The organism is Streptomyces sp. NPDC048337 (genome assembly GCF_043201175.1).
GTDB lineage: Bacteria > Actinomycetota > Actinomycetes > Streptomycetales > Streptomycetaceae > Streptomyces.
Window position 1 is genome coordinate 34,006 of sequence record NZ_JBICYR010000003.1, and the last position, 20,906, is coordinate 54,911.

Consider the following 20,906-nt stretch of genomic DNA (forward strand, 5'->3'; position numbering starts at 1 on the left):
GGCCCACCAAATGCCGTCAGGAGATGAGCGAGCGCGCTGTGGGCGCCAGGCGCAGGGTTCGGGGAGCCGCCGTCTGTTCTCGCTCTACGGCGGGCAGGATCTCGTCCCGGGCTACGGGGTGTGCGTGTACGGCGCTGAGATGCCGGCGGTGGGCACTTTCGTTGGGATAGGAGGTGATGACCACGGCTGCGTTTTCCCCGCTACGGACCGGCAGCCGGGGGAACGTGTTGGGCGCCGCCTCGGTGACGAGTGCGGCGAGAGGCGCAGCTCCTGTGCTGCGCAGCAGGGGGAGCAGATTCTTGATGAGTGCGATCCCGTCGGTCCGTCCAGGGGGGAAGGACCACACGGTGGCGGACACGAACCGGTCGGGAGCCGGAGTGCCGGGGCGGGGCCGTGCGGACGGGGAGGCGGGGAACCCGGTGTCGTCCGTCAGGGGGCGCAGGAGGAGGACGTCGTCCGAGTCGGTCATGGTGGCGTTGGCCTGGGGACCGTGCCGCGCCCAGACGGGGCCGCCGTAGAAGGCCGTCAGCGCGTCGTGCCGCACCGCCATGTCCGGGAATCCGCGCAGCCAGACGAAGCGGTCCGGGTGGTCCAGGTCGCGGAACTGGCCGAGGACGGCCGTCCCGGCTTCCTCTTGGGTTTCGACCAGCTCCCGGTCGAAGAGTTCGATGAGGTCGTCGCGCCGGCCGGGACGCAATGTGTACTGGCGGAGTTCGATCACGGCGAGGTGGCGGGCGGGGTCGGTCGGTGGCACGGCAAGCTCCCGTTCTGTTCTACCTGTCCTGGCGGTGCGGACTGACGGTATGCCCGAGCTGTGCCAGGTGCTGTCAGGGTTTCCGGGGAGAATGAGCCCATGTCCACCGGTCGTCTGCTGTCGGTCCTGCTGTTGATACAAGCCCGGGGGCGCGTGTCCGCGCGGGAGATCGCCGGGGAGTTGGGTGTGTCCGTTCGGACGGCCTACCGGGACGTGGAGCGGCTGCAGACCGCCGGGGTACCGGTGTATGCGGAGCCGGGCCGTGGAGGCGGCTACCGGTTGCTCGACGGGTATCGCACCCGCCTGACCGGGATGAGCGAGGGCGAGGCGCGGGCACTGCTCCTCGCCGGCCTGCCGGGCGCGGCCGCCGACCTGGGGCTCGCGGCGGAGGTGACGGCGGCGCGGCTGAAGCTGCTGGCCGCGCTGCCGGCACGGCTGAGGGAGGAGGCCGCGCGGACCGCGGCGGTGTTTCACCTGGACGCTCCGGGCTGGTACCGGGAGCCCGAGCAGACGCCGCATCTGCCCCTGTTCGTCGAAGCGGTGCTCACGCAGCGGGTCGTCGACGTGCGCTACCGGCGCTGGCGCGCGCCGCAGGAGGTGTCGCGCCGCCTTCACCCCTACGGCCTGGTACTCAAGTCCGGTACCTGGTACGTCGTAGCCGCTGCGGAGAGCGGGACGGCGACCTACCGGGTCGCTCAGGTTCTCGACGCGGTGCTGAGCGAGGAGCGGTTCGACCGCCGCGGAACTTCGAGCTGGGTGCGTACTGGTCCTCCTACCTCGCGGAGTTCCAGGTACGCCGCTACACCGGCACGGCCACCATCCGCCTGTCCCCGCGGGGGCGCCGGCGCCTGCCCGTCAACGTCGCACCGGAGGTGGTGCGGGCGGTCGACGCCACCGCGACCGTCGTCGGCGCGGATGGATGGGTCGAGGCGGTCGTACCGACCGAGAGCACCGCGCACGCGTGCGGTGAACTGCTCCGGCTCGGTGCGGACGTGGTGGTCGTCGCGCCGGCCGAACTACGCCGGGCCATGGCCGACACGATCGGCTCACTCGCCCGGGCCTACGGACTCGTCGGCTCCGGGCGCAGCCCCCAGGAAAACGGCTCAGTCGCGCAGGCCGGCCAGGCCTCCCCGTACGTGGCTGGGTGAGCTCCGAGCGGGCCCGCACCGCTGTGTGCGGCAGGATGACATCAGTTGGCGGTGCGGGAGGCTGCCGCCCCTGGTCCCGCCGGGGCCAGGACGACGGCCGCCAGGTGTTCGCGGAACCAGCGGTGCGCCGGATCGGTCGAGTTGCGGGGGTGCCAGGCCATCCCGAGGTCCAGGGGTTCCAGGTCGAGGGGGATGGGCAACGTCCGCAGGCCCATGGCGGTGACCGTGTCGGGGAGCCAGTCGGCCAGGCTGAGCGCGACGAGGTCGGTGTCCCGGGCGAGCATCATCGCGCTCGTGTGGCTGGGCACCACTACCGCGGTCCGGCGTTGCAGCCCGAGTTCCGCGAGCGCGCTGTCGATGGGCCCGAGGCGCTTGCCGAGTCGGGAGATGCCGATGTGGTCGGCCGCGGCGAAACGGCGGGCGTCGATCGGCCCGTCGAAGAGGGGATGTCCACTGCGGGCGATACCGACCAGCGGCGTCCGCGTGAGCTGCCGGGTCCGGATCTCCGGGTCCAGGTGTCCCAGGACGCCCAGTTCGACGTCCACCCAGCCCTGCCGCAGCCCGGGGCCGCCCTCCAACGCCTCCGGCAGGAAGACGACGTCCACCTGCGGGGCCTCCGCGTGGATCCGCTCGGTCAGGCTCCCGGCGAGTCCCACCAGCAGCAGGTCGGCCGCCTGCACGGTGAAGGTGCGCCGGAGATGCACGGCATCGAAACCGGGACCGGGCCGCAGGACATTGTCGCAGTCGCGCAGCAACGCGCCTACCTCCTCCCGGAGTTCGACGGCGCGCGGGGTCGGGACCAGCCCCTGGCCGGCCCGGACCAGTAGCGGATCGCCGACGGTACGGCGGAGCCGGGCCAGAGTACGGCTGACTGCCGCGGGCGAGGTGCCCAGGCGCTCCGCCGCGCGGGTCACACTGTTCTCCTGGAGCAGGGCGTCCAGGGCTCTCAGTAGGTTGAGATCCATCGATCCCTCCTGAGCTGCATTTTTGCGTCTGAGTCAATGATTGCGTGCCAATCTTTGCATTGTCGCGGCATCCTCCGACGCGGAGAGTGGAACTGCCCGCGAAGACGCGAGGCATTCCCCCTTCAGCCCTTTCAAGGAGCCGCTGTGCAGCAGTCCCCCCTTGCCGGTCGGGAAGGCGACGTCCTGGCCGTCGTCAGTCAGAGCGGACCGACGGTCTCGTTCTTCGACGCCGCCTCCGACCGACACCTCGGCGATGTACAAGTCCCTGCCGAGCCACACGAGTTGTGCTTCGACCCGACGCAGCGGCTGCTGTGGTGCACCCTGACGTACCACTCGGGCTACTACCACGCGAACGGCGGCCGGCGCACCGAACTTGCCGTCATCGACCCTGACACCCGCCGCATCGTCGAGGTCGTCGACCTCGCCCCGGAACACGGGCCGCACGGACTGGCGTTGGACCCGGTGCGCGGTCGCCTCTACGTCAGCGTGGAGAGTGCGGACGACCGGCCCGGTGGTGTCGTGGTGATCGACACGGAGACCCGCCGGCCCCTGGGTCGGATCGATACGGCCGCGCCCGGCCCGCACTGGTTCGCCATCGATCCGGCGGGGCTGACGGGATACGCCACCAACAAGGAGGCGCCGTTCGTGTCGGTCGTCGACCTCGAACGGGGCGCTCTCACCGCGAAGGTCGAGCTACCGGGCAGTGAGGGCCTCGCCGTCTCCGCCGACGGCACGCACGTATTCGTCGCCGCGCCCTACGGCAACTTCTCCGGCCCCGCCGCGGAACGGCCGCCCACCGGAATCCGGGTCATCGACACCCGGACGGCGTCCGTCGTCGACACCCTGCCCACGGGGGACATCGTCCTGCCGGTGCACCTGACGTCGACGGGGAAGCTGCTCGCGGGCGAAGTACGCATGGCGCCCGACCCGGTCTCCCGACTCGGACGCCAGGCGCCGGGCCGCCTCACCGTGTTCTGCGCCGACACCCGCAAGCGGCTGGGTGACCTCGAGGTCGGCCTGTTCCCGCTGACCATCACCTCGTCCCCCGACGGCCGGCTCGCCTATGTGGCCTGCGTCGTGTCGTCCACCGTCGACATCATCGACCTGGAGTCGCTGGAGCGCCTGGCACGGCTGGACATCGCCAAGCTCGGCGAGCCCGGCGCGCACGGCCTCGGGTACCTCCCACGCCCGGCCTGACCACCACCCCGGCCGGCTGCCGCCGGTGTCGGGTACGGCCTGCGTGGGCTGGCGGGCCAGGTCGGCGTAGGTGCGCGGCCAGGCCGGCTGGAGGTTGATCAGGTCGTCGGGAAAGCGGGTGGACGTCATCCACCGATTCACTCATATGTTCGACTGTATGTTCGCCGGAGCGCTATGCCCTGATTACGTAGATATTCTGGGAAGTGTGATCGAGTCCGGAAGGCCGCGACTCCGTGGGCGCTACGGCCGTGGAACGCTTGTGCGGCTGTCGCCGGTCATTCTGACCGTCGTGATCGCCAGCCTGGCCTACACCACTCCGCCGGAAATGGCCTTCAGTCGCCTCCTGCCCGCGGCACCGGCCCTGGCCGCCGCCATGTGGCCGGTCCTCCCCACCGTCCTGCTCGGGACGGTCTGCCTCTTCCTGATGATCGGCCTCAGCCTCGTCTTCCCCGACCTGGGGACGTGGTGGACCGTCGGGGGGATCGTCGCGGTCACCGTGGCCGCCGCGTACGGGAGCCATCTCCGGCTCCAGCGGGAGCGCACCCTCTTCCAGGTACGGCTCGTCGCCGACGCGGCGCAACAGGTGGTGCTGAGCCCCATGCCACACCGCCTCGGGAACGTCGAGATCGAATCGCTGTACCTCGCGGCCGCGGCGGAGGCCCGCATCGGCGGGGACTTCTACGAGGCGGCCGACACGCCATACGGCGTCAGGCTGCTCATCGGTGACGTGCGGGGCAAGGGCCTGCCGGCCGTGGGGGCGGCCGCGGCGATCGTCAACGCCTTCCGGGAGGCGGCCTACGACGAGATCGACCTGGTCAACGTCGCACGCAGGCTGGACGCCAGCAGCACCCGATACAACGCCGCCTTCCCCCCCGAAGGGCCGATGGAGCGCTTCGCCACCGCCCTCCTCGTCGAGATCCCGCGCGAGGACAGACGTATCACCATCCTCAACTGCGGACACCCTCCACCCCTGCTCCTGAACCGCGGGAAACTCCGTGTCCTCGAGTCGGCCACCCCCTCGCCACTGCTCAGCCTCGCGGAGCTGATCGGCGATCACTACAACGTCGACACCTTCGACTTCGCCCCCGGCGACCTGCTGCTCCTCTACACCGACGGGATCGCCGAGACCCGCGCCCGCGACGGCGAGTTCTTCCCGCTGGCAGCTTGGATGCGTCGACAGCCCCCGACACCGCCCCGTGAACTGCTCACGGCCCTCCACCGCGACCTCCTCCACCACAGCAGGGGCCGCCTTGACGACGACATCGCCGCCCTCGCCGTACGTCTGTGTGAGACCTGAGGCACGCAGTCCGCAGGCCGGCCGCCCTGCCGCGCTCCACTCCCCCAGAGGCTCGCCCCCGATTCCAGTCCACTTCCCCCCTGCACTGGCCCGGGATCGCACGCCGACGCCACCCGAGGCTGACGGCATGACGATCATCTCTGCCACGACCCCTGACCGGCCGCCGTTTGTGCCCTGTCCGTGCCCGCCGCACGGGACGGCGCTGCGGGTCCGCTGCGGCGCGCTGACCGTCCGGGTGGACGCCGAACGGGATCGGCTCCGCTCGCTGCTCGACGAGTCGCTGCGCCGTATCGGCCCCGAGGCCGTACCCGTCGACACCGTACGGGCCCTGCAGGCCGACCACCGCGACGCGGACGGCCTGCCGGCCGAGTTGGCGGAACTGGTGGAGGAGACGGTGGGCTGGACCGCCCTGTTCGACCTCGGCGCCCGACCGCTGGGGCTGCTTCGGACGGCGCTGGAGCGCGGGTGACCTCGCCGCGGCCCTCCGCTGCAAACCGCACTGTCAGCGCACTTTGGGGAAGTCGATGCCGGTGATCGCGATCGGCATGATGACGGTGAGGCCGCTCAGGCGCTCGCAAGCCGGCCGGGACCCCCGGGCCGCGGAGCCGATGCTTCGGTGGATCAGTACGCAGATCAGTGGCACCACGACCGCCCGGACCCACATGAACCCGTTCACCGCGTGCCCGCTGCTCGCCACCACGATGACCGCCGACAGGGCGGCGGCGGTCAGTGCGCCGTAGAGCCGCGGGTGCTGCGCTTCATCGTGGGGAACGCCCCTTGGGTGATGGGGTCGTTGAGGAGGGCCGGATCAGTCGTGGCCTGCGTGGGCCTTGGTTTCCATGTCATCGACGTTACGGAGCGCTCGGCAGGCCCTGTATGCGCATGGATCCACGGGTGGACCGAACAGCAAGCGGAGGATGACTCGATGAGGAAGCTGGGCAGGTGGCCGGCGCGTACCGGCGTGGTGTTGGTGCGTCGTGCGTCGTGGCGGCCGTCACCCTGCTGGTGCCGGCCGTGTGGGCGGCTGCGCACAACCCGTGGTCGTGGTTGATGCCGTTCGTGCCGCTGTGCTGGCCGGCGGTTCTCCGAGCCGGGGAGTCCGGCTGCTCACCGAGCGCGAGTACGGCTGCGATGTCAGTCCGCTGAAGTATCCTTCCCGCCACCGCACACCGACCCGAAGGATCACGAGACTTGACCGGCATGTCTGCTTTCCCGCTGCCCTTTCAGGCATCCCGTTCCATATCGTTCGCGACACCCCGAACGCTGCGGGAACTCCAGATGATGCAGTGCAGCGCGCACATTCGGGCGAAGCCGGGGTGGTTCGACAAGATGAACGATGCCGACATCGTCGCCAGGTGGACGCAAGAAGCGGTCGCCCAGGGCCTCACCGAGGCGCAGGTTGGTTACGTGCTGGCCGAACTCGAGCACTACGCCGCGCTGCGGGACGAACGAACCGGCATCGAGGCGTCCGCCGTCGACGGGGTGTGGCAGTCGGACACACTGGTCGACGACAAGCTCAGATCCCGGCTGCGCGAGGCGGTTCGGGTTCTGGAAGAGGTCCCCGAAGAAGAACAGGACTGGCATCCCGGATCCGACGGGCAGGTACTGGATCTGGTTCATCCCTCGCTGTTCTGCCTGGTGAGAGAGGCAAGCGGCGCGCCCGAGCGGGCTTGGCGGAACCCGACGGACCGCTACTCGAAGCACGAGTTCTCGGAGAAGTTCCAGTGGCTGCCCACGGACGTCGACGTCAGTGACGACGGCGGTGTCGCCTTCCGTTCGTACGTCAACAACGTCCACCCCGAGGTCCACCACGAACTGGCCGCCGTCCTACCGGACTTGTTCGCGCGCATGCGGCCGCTGCTGGAGAACGTGCTCACCGATCTGCGCCATCCGCGTCCCCTGCGGATCCAGGCCGATCCATTCGGGTGGTACGACTCGGAGCCGGAATATCCGAGCAAATCCTCCTACAGTGATGACGAGGCCTACGCAGAAGCCCTTCGTGCGTGGGAACGGGCACAGGACGACTGGTGGGAGAACCGCCGCCCGGTGATCCCGGACGCCCCGGCCTTCACCCCACCCCAGTTGCCCGACGCATCCGCCCGAGTCGACCTGCGCGGGCGCCGTCTCCAGGTCATCGTCAAGCTCGCCACCATTCATCTCACCCCGGACAAGCCCGAGTACCCCGGCGGGTCCTGGCACGTCGAGGGGATGTTGAACGAGCGGATCGTCTCGACCGGCCTCTACTACTGGGACAGCGAGAACATCACCGAAAGCCGGCTGAGTTTCAGAGCTGCACTCGACGACCCGGACTACGAACAGAACGACGACAATGGTGTGCGTGAGGTCTACGGCCTGTCGGACGAAGACGCGCTGAACCAGATGCTGGGATCGACATCGACACAGGCGGGCCGCTGCCTGGCGTTCCCGAACATCCTGCAACACCGCGTCGGCTCATTCCGCCTCGCGGACCCCACCCGCCCGGGGCACCGCAAAATTCTTGCGTTCTTCCTGGTCGACCCGTCGGAAAGGATCGTCTCGACATCCGACGTGCCACCGCAGCAGCCGTGGTCCGACACCTCGACCATGACGCTGGAACAGGCCAAGGACTACCGCGAACAGCTCATGCAGGAACGCAAGTTCTTCGTCGACGAACACAACGAGCAGCTCTACGAACGAGAATTCTCCCTCTGCGAGCACTGAAACCGCTGCTGTACCGAGACAGGCTCCGTGTGACGGGCTGCCAGACGGACCGGCAGCCCGTCACACGGGGTGGCTACGGTGGGGGCGCAATCCAGTCCGCCTGGAGCTGCGGAGCCAGGGCGCGTCCGTGTCGAAGTCGGCCGAGTTGAAGGTGATCGGCGTCGAGGTGTCACTCGGGATGGGCCGGCCGAGCGTGCTGAAGATGCTCGCGCCGACATTGACCTTGGCCTATGGATGCCCGGGGCGCCCCTTCTGGCACTTGCCCCTGTCCTTGCCGACGAGGTGCAGCGAGTCCCTGCACTGCCGTATCCGCCAAACAGTCCGCTCGGCGCGCTCACGCGTTAGACCGCGCTTTGAGCCGCCTCCGCGGCCGGACCGACCGCACCAGCCGCCAAGAGCAGTGCGAGTGCGCGATTGGAGACGGTCGGCCAGGCGCCGAACTCCTGTGGGTCTCCCGCCGCTGCTGGCGCAGCCGATCGGGGTACGGGGCACATACTCGCCAATCGGCAGGTACGGCCTGATGGTCTCCCGCTCTTGGTCCGTCCGTCGTACTCGCGTCACGCAAGATGATCTACCGGATCAGGCCTCGGAACGAGGGCAGAATTCTTCGCCGACCGCGAGCCGTACCTCCGACTCGCGGCCTAATGACCAAATTTTCCGGCCGCCTATACTAGGATCCGCCGCTAGCATCACTCGATCGACCTTTGCTCATCCAATCGATAGGAAGCCTGATGATCGGCGTGCTCGTGACTTTCACGCAGACCGACAAGTTCGATCGCGCAACTGTCGCAAAGATTGCCGGCGAACTCCGAGGACCGTTCGAAGGCATGGCCGGCCTTCGCTTCAAGAGCTTCATGCTCGACGAAGACAGCACTCAGGCAAGGAACTTCTACGTATGGGATGACGACGAGAAAGGCCGTGCCTTCTTCACGGATGAGCTCGTCGACAAGGTGACGGGGATTTATGGCGTGCCGCCCAAAATCGAATACCTCGACATCGTGGGGCTCGTCGACAACTCCGGCACCTGATTCTCAAGGAGGCTGGAGGGCGTAGCCGGGCTTCCCACGAGCCGCGGCCGGCGTCAAGACCCCGAGGTGGTGCTCGCCGACGCCGGCTACTGCTCAAACGCCCACATCGACTCCTCCACCTGCGCGCCTCGATGAACTGGATCAAACACCTCACCCGGACCGGATGATGAGCGCGACTCGACACACGCCCTAGGACGGGGGTGGCGGGGTCGGCTTCGGGCTTGGGATCAGGTGGTCGAAGGCCAGGCCGCTGGAGGCTTCGCCGCGGCCGGCGTTGCGGCGGGCGCTCAGCCAGACGGTCACGCGGCCGTCCTGGCCGCGGGTCCGGTTGAAGGCCACTGTGAGGCGCGAACCCGCCTGTGGGACCTCCTCCTCGTTCACGTAGTAGGACCGCGTGCGGCTCTGGGCGGGTACGTCCAGGCCCTCGCGCAGCAGTTCCGTCCGCGGCCGGACGGGCGCGCGGTCGACGGCGTGTGGCATGGCCGCCCGCTGGAGCCGTACAGAGCGGTGGTTCTCGCCGGTGTGGACCGCGATGAAGGGGATCCAGTGCTCGGGGACGGAGTTCATCGCCCGGTACGCCACCGGGGCGCGCGGCGGGCCGTCGGGCTGCGGCGGGTGGTGGAGGCGGAGCCGGTGGGCCGTGCTCTCGGCGGACATCTCGCTGCCCCGGCGCGGCTCGCCGGTCGCCGTGCGGACCGTCTGCTCCAACCCCCAGACCAGGTTGGCCTGTTCGTCGCGGACCAGTAGTACCTCCTCCAGCACCGGCCCCTCCGCGACGGTGGGCGCGCCGGGTGGGAGTAGGAGGGCCTGTCGGTGGACGGGGGGTGGCGACGGTGGCTGCCCTCCGGCCGGAACGTCGGGAACCTCCACCGGGTCCAGGCTGAACATCGTCCAGCGTCGGCTCTCGTCCCCGGTGTCCATAGGGGCCGGGGTGATCCACAGTTTCGTGCCGAACACGTCGGTCACGCTCAGCCCTCGGACCGACGCCAGGGTGCCCGACGGCAGGTCGCACGGCAGCTGGTACCAGTCGTTGCTGTAGACGAGGGCGAACTCCAAGAAGATCAGCCGGGCCAGGTCGGTGCTGTCCGGGCGTACCGCCGCGAAGTTGGTGCGCCCGTCCTCCACCGCCCACCAGCGGGGCAGGGGCATCCCGGAGAAGCGGACCGGGGTGGGGAACACCGTGCGGTGGACGGGGGCGGGGGCGGGCGCGGTGCCGCCGAGCCGGCCGTGGTCGTCCACCGAGAAGGCGTGCCAGTCCAGTTCGCCGCCGGGGTACTCGGGTGCGGTCAGGACCCGTTCGCCGTCCGGGGTCGCGGCGGCGACGCTGAAGCGGTGTTCGAGGCGTGCGGGATCCCAGGCCGGGGCGCCGGCCGGCTGGTCGATCAGCGTGTCGAACCAGGCGGTGAACTCCCTTCCGAACGCGTCCAGTTCCGGGTAGTGGATGTGCGCGGCGTTGACGATGCCGTCCGAGGCCCGGTGGGCGGGTGCGTCCTTGAGGTACCGGTAGAGCAGGTAGCCGTCCATCTGGCGGCCCGCGGCGGCCTGGAGGGTGGCCCACACCTCCGGGTGGGCCACCCGTGCGGTGTCAGCGGGGTCTTCGGGGTCGGGCAGGGTGACCGGGTAGCGGGTGACGTACTGTCCGCGGAAGTCCTCCGCGGCGGCCAGTCGCAGGCCGCGGATCAGTTTCAGCCAGCGGTGGCCCATCGCCAGGCGCAGGTCGAAGGAGACCGGGTCCGTGCCGAACCGGAAGGGCAGCGGTCGGCGTTCGGCCACCGATTCCAACGGGCGGTCGTCGGCCAGCGGTTCCACCGGGCCCGTCGGCGGACGGTAGCGGGTGGGCGGGGCAGCGGCCACCGAGTAGGTGGCTGTCACCGGTGAGCCGGCGTCCGAGCCGCGGAACTCGCCGAGCTGCCACTGCCGGGTGAGCAGCCACAGCGGATCGCGGATCTCCGCGCGCAGGGCGGCGGCGAAGTCGGCGGTGCGGGGCCGTCCCTCCAGCCGGTTCCACACGCCCACGGTGGGTTCGTGCCGCTCGTCCAGGGCGAGCGGGAACTCGATCCGGGCCGGTTCAGTCATGGGCCGTCGCCTTCCAGCGGAGGTTGCCGAGCGCCAGGTCCGTGCTGACGGTGATCGGCTTGCGGGTCGCGGACATGACCGTGGCGGGCAGCAGCTGGGCGTACGCGGTGTCCTCCACGTGCGCGGGCTCCACGGCGCGGGCGCGGGCCAGGTCGAAGGTGCCCGTGATCGCGGCGAGCAGGTCCTCGGTGGTCCAGTCGCCGTCCGTACGGGGCGGTGCGACGAGCAGCATGGCCTGTGGGGGCTCCGAGTCCGGGCCGTCGTAGTGGACCGCGATCCCCGTGGTCTCCCGACCGGTCGGGACCACCTCGGTCCATTCGTCGAGGAGGAGTCCGCAGGCCCCGGGGGCGGCACCGGGCAGCGGCTGCGCGGTCCGGGCCGCGTAGTGCGCGGTGTACAGGACGCGGTCCTCGTCGAGCGGCCGGCGCCGCCGCGGATCCCTGGGGAAGTCCATGGCGAGCCAGTGGTCGTCGCGGCGGTGGGGCAGCTGGACGGGGATCAGCCGGGGTTCCTCCCGGGTGACGGTGAGGCGGCCGTAGCCGTTCAGCGCGTCCGCCAGGACCACCGTCTTCTCCCACAGCCGGGGCTTGTCGCGGATCCGGGCCATGCCGTGCAGCCAGTCCTCGACGGGGAAGCTGCGGGGTGCGGGCGGGTCGGTGCGCAGATGGGCGATCAGCGCGTCGCTGTCCCGGAGGGCGGCCCGCCAGTCCTCGGCGAGTGCCTGGGACGGGGTGAACTCGGGTACGGCGAGCACGTCCTCGCCGAGCAGGGCCTTGAGGGCGTCCAGCCCGGCGCGGACCCGGTCGGGTCCGGTGACCGCGGCGTCGTACGCCCGGAGTCCGTCCTCGGCCCGGCCGATGCGCTCGCCGATGTCGTCCAGCAAGTCCTTGGTTCGGGTGAGCAGTTCGCGGGTTTGGGTCACCACCCGGTCGCCGTACGGGGTGAGGTCGAGCCCCTCGTGGTCGAAGGCGTCGAGCGGGAGCAGCGCGGACACCTCGAAGAGCAGGCCGGACAGCGTGGTGCGTACGGTGCCCCGTACCCCGGCGAGGGCGGCCTGCCGGTCGGCGAACTCCCGGCGACGGGAGTACAGCTGGGCACGGTAGAGGGCGGGCGGGTCCGGGGGTGGGTCGGCCGGCGTGGTGGTCAGGAGGCGTTCGGCCTGCAGGAGCAGGCGGTAGCGCTCCGCGTCCGGGGCGCCGGCCGGAAGCTGGTCGTACTGTGCCAGGAGGATGTCCGCCTCGTTGAGGGCCCGGCCCATCCGGGCCGCGGTCCGGGCGGTGGCCGCGAGCACGTCGGTGAACACCGCGCGTCGCCATACGGCGAGTTCGGCCCAGCCGCTGCGGAGCAGCCCGAACCGGCCGGAGGCAGCGGCAAGATCGGCGTACTCGCCCAGGAACTCGTCGATGTGGCGGAGCAGTTCGGCTCGGGCGGACGGTGTCGGAACCCCGGGCGGGACGAGCGGTTCGAGTTCGTCCCGGAAGTGCTCGGCGCTGGTCTGGAGCGCCGTGAGGGATTCGAGCACCTTGGCGGGGCGCTCCCGGCGCAGGAGCACGGCCTCGTCGGCGGTGCAGTCCACGGGGGTGACGCCGGCGCCGGGCACCAGGTCGGTGGCGCGCAGCGGACGGGAGGTGGTCAGCAGGGTACGCAACGCGCCGATCAGCGGGGACAGTTCGAAGAAGCTGATCTTCTCCGGGACCCGGCGGGTGTAGTGGATGACCGGCAGGGCGTCCGGGCGGGGCCGGGTGACCGAGCCGACGAGCTCGCGGACGATCCGGTCGTCGAGGTCGGTCATCGCGGCCTCGCCCGCCGGCCGGACCGCCCACAGGAGTTCGATCGCCTGGAGGCCCAGGTCAGCCTGGGTGATCACGCGTTCGCGCGGCTCCCCGGAGACCGGGTCCGTCCAGGTGACCACGACCGCCACCTCCTGCGGGTCCGGGAGCAGACCGGTGAGCCAGTCGTTGACGGCGGGTTCGGCGCGCGCCCGCGGGCTGTTGCGGGCGGCCGCGCCGGCGCCGTGGTCCGGGCCGAGGCCGGGGCTGAGGTGGAGGGCCAGTCGGTGGGTGAGGGTGGTGCCGCTGCGCGGGGTCCGGACCACCTCCGGCTCCGGCGGAAAACCCTCCTTCGCGTACGCGTCGAGGGTGGCGGCGGCGCGTTCGGGGTTGCCGAGGAGCGTCTGGTGGGTGCTTTCGGCCACGGCCAGGTCGGCCAGCGCGTCGTGGATGTCGAGGAGGTTCCGCAGCTCCGCGTCCATGGCGGCCTTCTGGGGGTCGGTGACGTCCTGGGGCAGGCCTACGGCGCCGTACGGGTAGTGGACCTGGCCGTCCCGCGTGGCCCGGCGGACCAGTTCCAGACCGTCCACCACGGTCCGGGCCTCCACCAGCCGGACCTCGTCGGGGGACGCGGACCCGGGAGAGAGACGTCCGGCGCGCAGCGGGAAGGCGCCGCGCAGCAGGGGGATGAACCGGTCGAGTTCCACGCGGGGGTGGCCTTCGTGCAGTCCGCGTTCGAAGATCCGGCCGAGCATCGCGCCGGGCGACTGGCCCTGGCGCAGCCCGTCCAGCAGGGCAAGGGCCGTGCGGACCCGCCGGGAGCCGAGGTCGATGGCGAAGGCGCCGGTGCCTTCCCGGTGGCCGTTGGCGAGGTAGCCGGCGCGCAGCACTGCGGCGGTCGTGGCCTGCGCCGGGGAGGGGGCGTGGACCCAGCCTCCGTTGCGCGGATCGTGCGGCAGGGCGGCACCGAACACCGGCCGGAGCTCCTCCGGCACCTGTACCTCGTCCAGGGGTTCGGTGCGCGGGGCGACGTCCTCCAGCCAGCCGTACGCCCCCAGGTGCAGGCCGCGGCGCGGGGCGCCGGTGCCGTCCGGCCCGTACCTCAGCTCCATGAGCCTCTCGGTGGCAAGTCCGAGCCGCCAGGCGTCCAACCGGTAGGTGGCGCAGTCCAGGTGCTCAGTGAGGAGGCGCTCCAGCCGGGCGGTGGGCAGCGGTGCGAGCAGTTTCAACGCCTCGATGACCTCGCCCAGTTCGGCTGTGGCGGGGTGCCCGGCGGCCAGGGCTCGGGGGATGAAGAGGTGGAGGGGGTCGTCGTTGCCCGTGATGTCCGGTGCGGGGGCGTAGAGCTGGCGGTACCGGCTCTCGCTGGGCAACCGCACCTGCGGGTGGGCCGGGTCGTCGGCGATGTGGACGAACGGCGGGTCGGCGGGCGAGGGCGTCGGCAGGCCCTTCGCGAGGGCGAGCCGTCGGCCGGTCTCCACCCAGGCCAGCAGGACGGCGTGCCGCAGCAGCAGGTACAGCAGGGCGGCCGGGCGGGCGTCGTCCTCGAAACCGGTCTCCTGCCGGACGGCTTCCAGGTCGGCACCGGCGTGCTCGGCGAGCCACTGGAGGTAGTTCCGCGCGGGGGCGGTGGTGTACGGGCGGACCGGCCGCGTCTCCGACGGCGGCCGGTCGTCGACCAGCGGGCCGAGCAGCGGTTGCTGGCCGTCCACGAAGAGCCGGCCGACCAGGTCCGGGTCGGTGCCCGCGGCCCCGAGCCGGGTGAGCAGGGCCCGGACCGGTTCGGCCATGTGCAGTCGTTCCAGGGCGGAGACGACGAGGTGGCCCTGGCCGCCGAGGTTCTCCCGGTTGAACAGGTCGTCGACGGACTGGGCGTACCGCTGGTGGAACTCGGCCGAGGAGGGGTGGAGGGCGAGGATGTCCAGCAGCTGGCGGTGGGTGTCGCGGTCGGCGGTGCCGAGCCGCGCCACCTTCGCGGTGGCCTTCTCCCAGTCCACGGCCGCCTCGGTGAGCACCTGGTGCAGCCCGGCCCGGTGGGTGTCCGCGGCGGGCCAGGTCAGCTGTCCGAAGGCGGTGGTGACCAGGATGCCGTACGGCTGTCGGCCGATCCGTACCACGGGCAGCGGGCCGCGGCCGGAGACGTTGCGCAGGAAGAAGTCGCGGGTCCGCTCCACCGCCTCCTCGGACAGCAGCGGATGGAGGGTGGTGCGCAGCTGGTTGCCCCAAGTGGTGGGCCACAGAGCGGTGTTGGCGGCGCGGGCCTCGCGCAGGTCGGTGTGGTCGGCGTGCGGGACCCCGGCCAGGGTGGCGGGTTCGATGCCGAGGAGTTCGGCGAGCCATTGGCCGTCGGTCTTCGCCGTCCGGTCGCCGGGCGCCGCGGCGGCGGTGAAGCCGTGGGCCGTCCGGCGCACGGCCTCCGCCTCCCGGCGGGGGTCCGGCCCTGCCGGGGCCTGTTCGCTGTTGTTGGTGGGGGTGCCCTGGGGAAGCAGCGCGAACCCGGCGGGGCTGCGGACCTGGTGGCCGATCAGCTCGGCCAGCTGCTCGGCGGACTTCTCGGCCGTGGCCCCGGTGCGCAGGCCGAGGACCACCAGCCGGTGCAGCCCGTGGCGGAGAGTGGCGTCCAGCGGGATGCGGACGGCCATCCCGGCGGCGACCGCCGCATCGAAGTCGGTCAGCCAGGCGAGGGCGGGCGGTACCCGGAGGGCGCCGGTTTCCTCGTCCACTTTCAGCTGCTCATCGCGCCGGGTCGCCGGGTCCGGGCCGAGGGCGAGGGGGCCGGTGACCGGGGCGCCGGTGGCCCGGCAGACCAGCCGGCCGTCGCGGTAGCCGAACACCTCGAACCGGTCGGGCAGCAGGACGGCCTCGGCCGGCCGGGTCCAGGACTGCGGGGCGACCTCCGAGTCGGGCGGCCGCGGCACCACCAGGAAGGCCACCGCGACCGCGTCCTGCGCGGTCAGCCGGGGGCCCTCCAGCCCGGCGGGCGGGCGTGCCCGGACGGCGGCCGCGCGACCGGGTCCGACCGCGGCCAGCAGGGCGGCATCGGCGGCACGGAGCAGCACGCGGTCGCCGTGCGCCCGCCAGACGGCGGTCCAGTACGCCACGGTGGGCTGCCGGTCCTCGGCGGGCAGGGCGCGGTCGCTGGTGACCACCAGGACGGTGGTGCCCGCCGCGAGCCCCGACGGCCGGTCGGCGGGGTTGGCGGGCGCATGGGTACGGATCAGATCGGCGGCCCGGCCCTGCGCCACCCGCCCCGTCAGCTCCTGCCAGGCGGCCCGCTCCCGCTCGGCGTCGCCGGCCGCCCGCCAGACGGCGGTCCAGTAGGCGGTCACGGCGCCGAGCTCGGCCCGGGTCGGCAGCGGCTGGAGGCTGTCCACCGACCACTCGTCGGGGAAGATCCGCACCAGCAGTTCGGTGCTGGTGAACCGGGTCTCCAGCCGGACGGGGCCCAGCAGGACCGGGTGGGTGCGGGCGAGCTCAGCCACGGGGCAGCATCTCCTGTGCGTGGACGGCCATCAGGACCGGGGCCTGGAACAGCATGTAGGCGACGTCGGCGGAGTCCAGCCGGGCGTTCCACGACCGCAGCGCGGTGTCCTCGCCGTGCTGGTCGATCTTCTCCTCGTCCGCCCTGATGTCGGAGAGGTCCTGGAGCTCGACGACGGGGGTGGCGCCGTCCAGGGCGATGAACCCGCGCCGGCCGCCCGGGTCCAGGTCCTCCCAGGTGAGGTCGTTCCACACCTCCACCTGGACGGGCCGTCCGTCGTCGGCGCCGAACCGGGGCTCACCCGGGCGTTCCTGGAGTACGAAGAACCAGCCGGGGTCCTTGGCGTCGCCCTTCGCCTCCTCCGCCGTGAGGTTGAAGCCGAGCAGGGTGATGTCCGGTTCGATCCGGGCCTCGTAGAGCGGCAGCAGGATCTCGTTGGGCCCGGGGCGGTTCGGGTCCCGCAGGGTCACCGGGGTCCGCTCCCGTTTCGGGTCGGGATGCTCGTTGCTGGGGTTCCAGCGGGCCCGGTGCGCGTAGACCGCGGTGTTCGGGTACTTCTTGAGCAGTTCGCCTCGGATCACCAGAACCAGCTCGTCCCGTTTGCGGGCCGGGTCCGGCTGCCGGTGGTCGTGCGCGCCGAGCTCGCTCTGCGGCGTCCACCGGTGGATCGGCGGGATGTCGTACAGCCGCTCCCGGCGGGCGGCCGCGCTCTCCTCCGGAACGGAGGTCGCCGCCCGCGGGTCCCAGAACTGCCGGAAAGGCGTGCCCCGTTGGTCGGTCGGATGCTCCCGCCACAGCAGTTCCCGGGCCATCTCGTGGTTGAGGCCCACCATGAAGGCCTCGATGAACTCCTGGTCCGTGTCGAGCAGGGTGACCGTGTTCACCGGGATCCGGTCGAGGTGGGGCACGAAGGATTCGACCGACAGGCCCAGCAGTGCCTCGTACATCGGCAGGTCGATCACGGGGTATGCCATGACCTCCAGGAACCGCTCGACGAACGGGGCGAGTTGGGGAGCGTCGAGCCGTACCGTGTTGAGGAGGGCGTGCGGCACGGTGGTGGCCGCGTCGAGTCCGCCGAGGACCCGTTCGGCGGTGCCCGGCACGTCGAGCGGGTCGGGCACCGGGGTGCGCGCGGAGGCGGTGGCCGTGCCCCAGCCCTCGTACAGGTCGGTCAGGCCCAGCTTGAACCGCCGGGCCTGTTCGCTGTCGACGGGATCGGCAGGTTCTTCGGTTGCGGAGGCGGCCGGTGGTACGGGGACGGTGCCGTCGGGGCGGCGCAGGACGAAACCGGGGCTCACCGGCAGGGACTTCACCGGGTCGGGCAGCGGCTGCGGCCGGATGACGCGGTCCACCTGGACCGGGGTCACCACCGAGGCCGGGACGGTCTTCTCGGGGGCCGCGGTGACCAGCAGCGGTTCGGTGTCCATCCGCGGCAGCAGCGCCTCGGGCGGGTGGCTCTCGGGGAAGTCCAGGGTCCGCATCAGCCGGGAGCCGGGCCGGGTGATCCGGCGCATGGCCGCCGAGACCGGGGCGGCGGCGATCCGGCTGGTGGCCACCTTGAAACCGGCCGTGACCTGCTCGGCCCCACCCTCCGGCCCGGCGACGGCGGCGGCCGGGCGGGCCAGCGGGACGGTGACGCGGGGGTGGGCGGGTGCGGTGAGGGCCAGCGCCCGGCCCACTGGGCGGGCCGTCGCCCGCACCACCCGCAGGCCCGCGGGTCCGCCGCCGGGTGGCGGGGGCGGCGGCCCCAGGTGCCGATCCTGGAGCCGGAGCCCGACCTCGCAGGCCAACTGGGCCGCGCGAATACGGTGGTTGACGTCCACCAGGTCGCCGACCTGCGCCCAGGCGGCGGCCATGAACTCCTCCTGCCGGGCCTGTACGACCTGGGTGCCGAAGTTCGCGGCGATCCGGAAGCGCGGGTCGAGGTTGAGCCGGTGCACCCAGTTCTTGTCGTTCGGGAGCCGGCTGCCGTCCGCGGCCCTCAGCAGCCGTGAGGTACGGGCCGGCCATCGCCCGTACAGCGGCGGCGTGATCACCGGGTCCACCCCGTCGGCCAGCTCCACCGCGGCCGGGCCGACGGCGGCTGCCAGTCGGGCGTGCGCCTCGGCGGGCGTGCGCGTCGGGTAGTCGTCGGCGAGGTTGACCAGGGCGGCCAAGGCCTCCTGGAACTCGTGCGGGTAGTGCCCGGCGGGCGGGCGGTGCCCCTCGTCCGCGGTGAACCGGCTGTCCCAGTTGTCCCAGTCGTCGTTCGGGCGTACGGCCTTCAGCGCTCCCCCGAGCTTGAGCACCCCGCCGATCGACGGCGGAAAATTGATCTCGGGCAGGGCAGGGCCGGAGCTCTCGTGGACGTCGATGTCACGGCGGCCCACTGCGGGGTCGGCCTCGGCCGGCTCCAGGAGCCGCACCAGGTACTCGAAGTCGCCCGCCGTACCGGTGTGGAAGGACCAGCGGTGGTAGTAGGGCATCCGGGGGTCCGCCCTGCCCGGCCCCCAGCTCGGATCGGTGGCGCCGACTCCGTCCTGGCCGAGGCCGAGGCCGAGCCCGGCCCGCCGCCCGGATTCAAAGGCCGGTACCAGGAAGGCGTGGTAGGTGGTCAGGGGCTTGAGCCTGCGCGGGCAGATCAGTCGCGAACAGGCGTCGTCGGGGCTGGTCCGCAGCAGGTGCCCGAGGGTGTCCAGGGGACCGTCCATCACCTCGGTGAGCACGCTCCCGTTCCCCCCGAGGTCTCCGTTGACGTGGACGTGTGCCCAGGCGCCGAGCTGATCGGCCGGCGGCAGCGCGCGCACGTCCGTCACCACGACGTACGGCAACGGCCCCTCCGGAGGCCCCCCTTCGCGGAACTCGCCGCCGGCCTCGTTCTGCGGATCGGCGGCAGCGGCCAGCACGATCAGGGCGAGCCACGGGCGCAGTCGGCCCGTGTCGTCCGGCACGGCGGGGCTGTAGGCCCAGGGGAAGTCCTCCTCGTAGAACTCGATGTGGGCGAGGAAGTTGGGCTCGGCGTTGGTGACCGAGGGCTGCGGTTCGGTGCGGGAGACCGCCCGCGGGTCCACGCCCACCACGTCCCCGGGGCCGTAGAGCTGCACCTGCTGGGTCACCGTGCGCGCCGACACCGGGCGGTCGGGGCCCTGCCCGGTCAGACGCAAGGTGACCGGGATCCTCGGGCGGGGCCCGTCCGCCGTGAAGCCGTCCTGCCCGATCCTGGTGGTCAGGCCGGTGCGCAGCCAGGGCAGGAAGGAGTACGCGTTGGGCGTCACGAGCCGTCTCCGGTGCGGAAGAGTTCGGTGCCGCGGGTGAGGTCGTCGGCCCGCGGATCGGCGGCGGCCAGGCCTGAGCGTACGGTTCCGCCCGTGATCAGGACCTCGGTGCCGGACAGCGCCGCGGCGGCGAAGGCCCAGCGGCCGGCGGCCGGTCCGGCGGCGGGGGCCCAGCTGTCGTCGGCGGTGTTGTAGATCAGCACGCTCTGGTAGCCGGCCGCGCCCTCGGCGTCGCCGGTGCCGCCGATCACCAGGACCCGGTCCGGGCCCAGGGGCACCGCACGGTGCCGGCCGCGTCCACCGCGCACCGGTTTGCCGGGGGTCCACTTCTGGGTGCCCAGGTCGTACAGTTCGGCGTCGATCACGGCGTACGGGTCATAGGTGCCGTCGCCGGGCACCCCGGGCAGGCTGCCGCCGATCACCAGGGCGGTGGTCGCGGACAGGCGCAGCGCCTGGTGGAGGCTGCGCGGCCGGGTGAGGCTCCCGGTCGGGGTCCAGGCCGGGCTGGAGGGGTTGTACAGCTCGCAGAAGGCGAGGGCGGCCTCCCGGCCGGGGGCGATGGGTGCGGTGCCGCCGCAGACCAGGACCCGGCCGTCCGGGAAGGCCAGGGCGGTGTGTCCGCCGCGGGCGTCGCTCATCGGCTTGAGCGGGGCCCAGCCGCCGTCGTCCGGGGTGTAGACCTCGGCCGAGGCCAGAGCCCTGGCCGAGTCACCGGAGCGGACCGTGTAACCGCCGCAGACCAGCACCTTGTTGTCGGCCGTCCGGACGGCGGCGTGGCCCCAACGGGCCTCGTTCAGGTCCTTGCCCGGAGTCCAGGTGTTGGTCTTGGGGTGGTACACGGCGGTCGACTTGAGGGCCGGGGACAGACCGGGCGCGGCGGTGCCGCCGGTGACGAGCACGTCGCCGTTGGCGAGCAGGGTGGCGGTGTGCAGGCGGCGGGCGCCGCCGGGGACCTGCCCGGCGGAACCCCAGGTCCCGGCGGTCGACGGGGTGGCGCCCGGGGTGAAGAGCCAGGCCTTGGCGAGGGCTGTGGACCGGCCGTCGGCCCCTGCGACGACGAGGACCTGCTTCTTCTCGTTGCCCAGCGCCACGGCGGTGTCGTATTGCCCGTACCAGCAGGCCGCCTCGGGCAGGTCGCCCTGGGCCGTCCACTGCCCGGTGGCGGCCGTGGGGGTGGTGATGGTCATGGGGTGGGTTCCTCCGTCGTCGCCCCGGGTCGGGTCACAGGATGGTTCGC

Annotated in this window: 12 protein-coding genes and 1 pseudogene; 6 read left to right on the forward strand and 7 right to left on the reverse strand. The window is 71.9% G+C overall.

The window, feature by feature from the left end:
- Window positions 1–16: 16 nt before the first annotated feature.
- Window positions 17–754 carry an NIPSNAP family protein gene (locus ACGFYU_RS05920; protein ID WP_393826028.1) on the reverse strand — a complete coding sequence of 246 codons (738 nt, stop codon included), beginning with the start codon at window positions 752–754 and terminating at the stop codon, window positions 17–19.
- A gap of 99 nt (window positions 755–853) precedes the next feature.
- Between ACGFYU_RS05920 and ACGFYU_RS05925 the strand changes: the two are divergent.
- A pseudogene (locus ACGFYU_RS05925) lies at window positions 854–1,902 on the forward strand (helix-turn-helix transcriptional regulator).
- 41 nt (window positions 1,903–1,943) lie between these two features.
- On the opposite strand, the gene ACGFYU_RS05930 reads toward ACGFYU_RS05925, so the two are convergent.
- Entirely contained in the window at window positions 1,944–2,867 is a 924-nt protein-coding gene (locus ACGFYU_RS05930) for a LysR family transcriptional regulator (RefSeq protein WP_393826029.1), read from the reverse strand.
- A gap of 144 nt (window positions 2,868–3,011) precedes the next feature.
- Between ACGFYU_RS05930 and ACGFYU_RS05935 the strand changes: the two genes are divergently transcribed.
- From ACGFYU_RS05935 to ACGFYU_RS05945, 3 genes are all read left to right on the forward strand, one after another.
- Window positions 3,012–4,064, forward strand: a complete 1,053-nt coding sequence (locus tag ACGFYU_RS05935) for a YncE family protein (protein WP_393826030.1) — start codon at window positions 3,012–3,014, stop codon at window positions 4,062–4,064.
- Window positions 4,065–4,269: 205 nt separating this feature from the next.
- Window positions 4,270–5,361 carry a PP2C family protein-serine/threonine phosphatase gene (locus ACGFYU_RS05940; protein ID WP_393826031.1) on the forward strand — a complete coding sequence of 364 codons (1,092 nt, stop codon included), beginning with the start codon at window positions 4,270–4,272 and terminating at the stop codon, window positions 5,359–5,361.
- A gap of 127 nt (window positions 5,362–5,488) precedes the next feature.
- Window positions 5,489–5,830 (forward strand): hypothetical protein, encoded by a 342-nt coding sequence (locus tag ACGFYU_RS05945; protein WP_393826032.1) that lies wholly within the window; start codon window positions 5,489–5,491, stop codon window positions 5,828–5,830.
- A gap of 33 nt (window positions 5,831–5,863) precedes the next feature.
- On the opposite strand, the gene ACGFYU_RS05950 is transcribed toward ACGFYU_RS05945, so the two are convergent.
- Complete coding sequence (locus tag ACGFYU_RS05950; RefSeq protein WP_393826033.1) at window positions 5,864–6,061, reverse strand: hypothetical protein; 198 nt, start codon at window positions 6,059–6,061, stop codon at window positions 5,864–5,866.
- Window positions 6,062–6,552: 491 nt separating this feature from the next.
- On the opposite strand from ACGFYU_RS05950, the gene ACGFYU_RS05955 reads away from it, so the two are divergent.
- Together ACGFYU_RS05955 and ACGFYU_RS05960 are read left to right on the forward strand one after the other, a co-directional pair.
- A complete protein-coding gene (locus tag ACGFYU_RS05955; RefSeq protein WP_393826034.1) occupies window positions 6,553–8,061 on the forward strand; it encodes a DUF4246 domain-containing protein in 1,509 nt (502 codons plus the stop codon).
- Window positions 8,062–8,792: 731 nt separating this feature from the next.
- Window positions 8,793–9,089, forward strand: a complete 297-nt coding sequence (locus ACGFYU_RS05960) for a hypothetical protein (protein WP_393826035.1) — start codon at window positions 8,793–8,795, stop codon at window positions 9,087–9,089.
- Between the two features lie 189 nt (window positions 9,090–9,278).
- Here the strand turns inward: ACGFYU_RS05960 and ACGFYU_RS05965 are convergent, their stop codons facing one another.
- From ACGFYU_RS05965 to ACGFYU_RS05980, 4 genes are read right to left on the reverse strand one after another with little or no spacing between them, the layout of a single operon-like run.
- Window positions 9,279–11,165, reverse strand: coding sequence for a hypothetical protein (locus tag ACGFYU_RS05965; RefSeq protein WP_393826036.1), 1,887 nt, complete (start codon window positions 11,163–11,165; stop codon window positions 9,279–9,281).
- Window positions 11,158–16,416 carry a hypothetical protein gene (locus ACGFYU_RS05970; protein WP_393826037.1) on the reverse strand — a complete coding sequence of 1,753 codons (5,259 nt, stop codon included), beginning with the start codon at window positions 16,414–16,416 and terminating at the stop codon, window positions 11,158–11,160. The genes ACGFYU_RS05965 and ACGFYU_RS05970 overlap by 8 nt, the downstream gene beginning before the upstream one ends.
- Entirely contained in the window at window positions 16,409–19,669 is a 3,261-nt protein-coding gene (locus tag ACGFYU_RS05975; protein WP_393826038.1) for a hypothetical protein, read from the reverse strand. The genes ACGFYU_RS05970 and ACGFYU_RS05975 overlap by 8 nt, the downstream gene beginning before the upstream one ends.
- Window positions 19,666–20,856 (reverse strand): Kelch repeat-containing protein, encoded by a 1,191-nt coding sequence (locus tag ACGFYU_RS05980; RefSeq protein WP_393826039.1) that lies wholly within the window; start codon window positions 20,854–20,856, stop codon window positions 19,666–19,668. Before ACGFYU_RS05980 ends, ACGFYU_RS05975 begins: the two co-directional genes overlap by 4 nt.
- Between the last annotated feature and the right edge of the window lie 50 nt (window positions 20,857–20,906).

Coding starts and splice junctions, on each gene's coding strand:
- ACGFYU_RS05965 (WP_393826036.1), bottom strand. CDS start 11,165: ATGACTGAACCGGCCCGGATCGAGTTCCCGCTCGCCCTGGACGAGCGG.
- ACGFYU_RS05945 (WP_393826032.1), top strand. CDS start 5,489: ATGACGATCATCTCTGCCACGACCCCTGACCGGCCGCCGTTTGTGCCC.
- ACGFYU_RS05960 (WP_393826035.1), top strand. CDS start 8,793: ATGATCGGCGTGCTCGTGACTTTCACGCAGACCGACAAGTTCGATCGC.
- ACGFYU_RS05930 (WP_393826029.1), bottom strand. CDS start 2,867: ATGGATCTCAACCTACTGAGAGCCCTGGACGCCCTGCTCCAGGAGAAC.
- ACGFYU_RS05980 (WP_393826039.1), bottom strand. CDS start 20,856: ATGACCATCACCACCCCCACGGCCGCCACCGGGCAGTGGACGGCCCAG.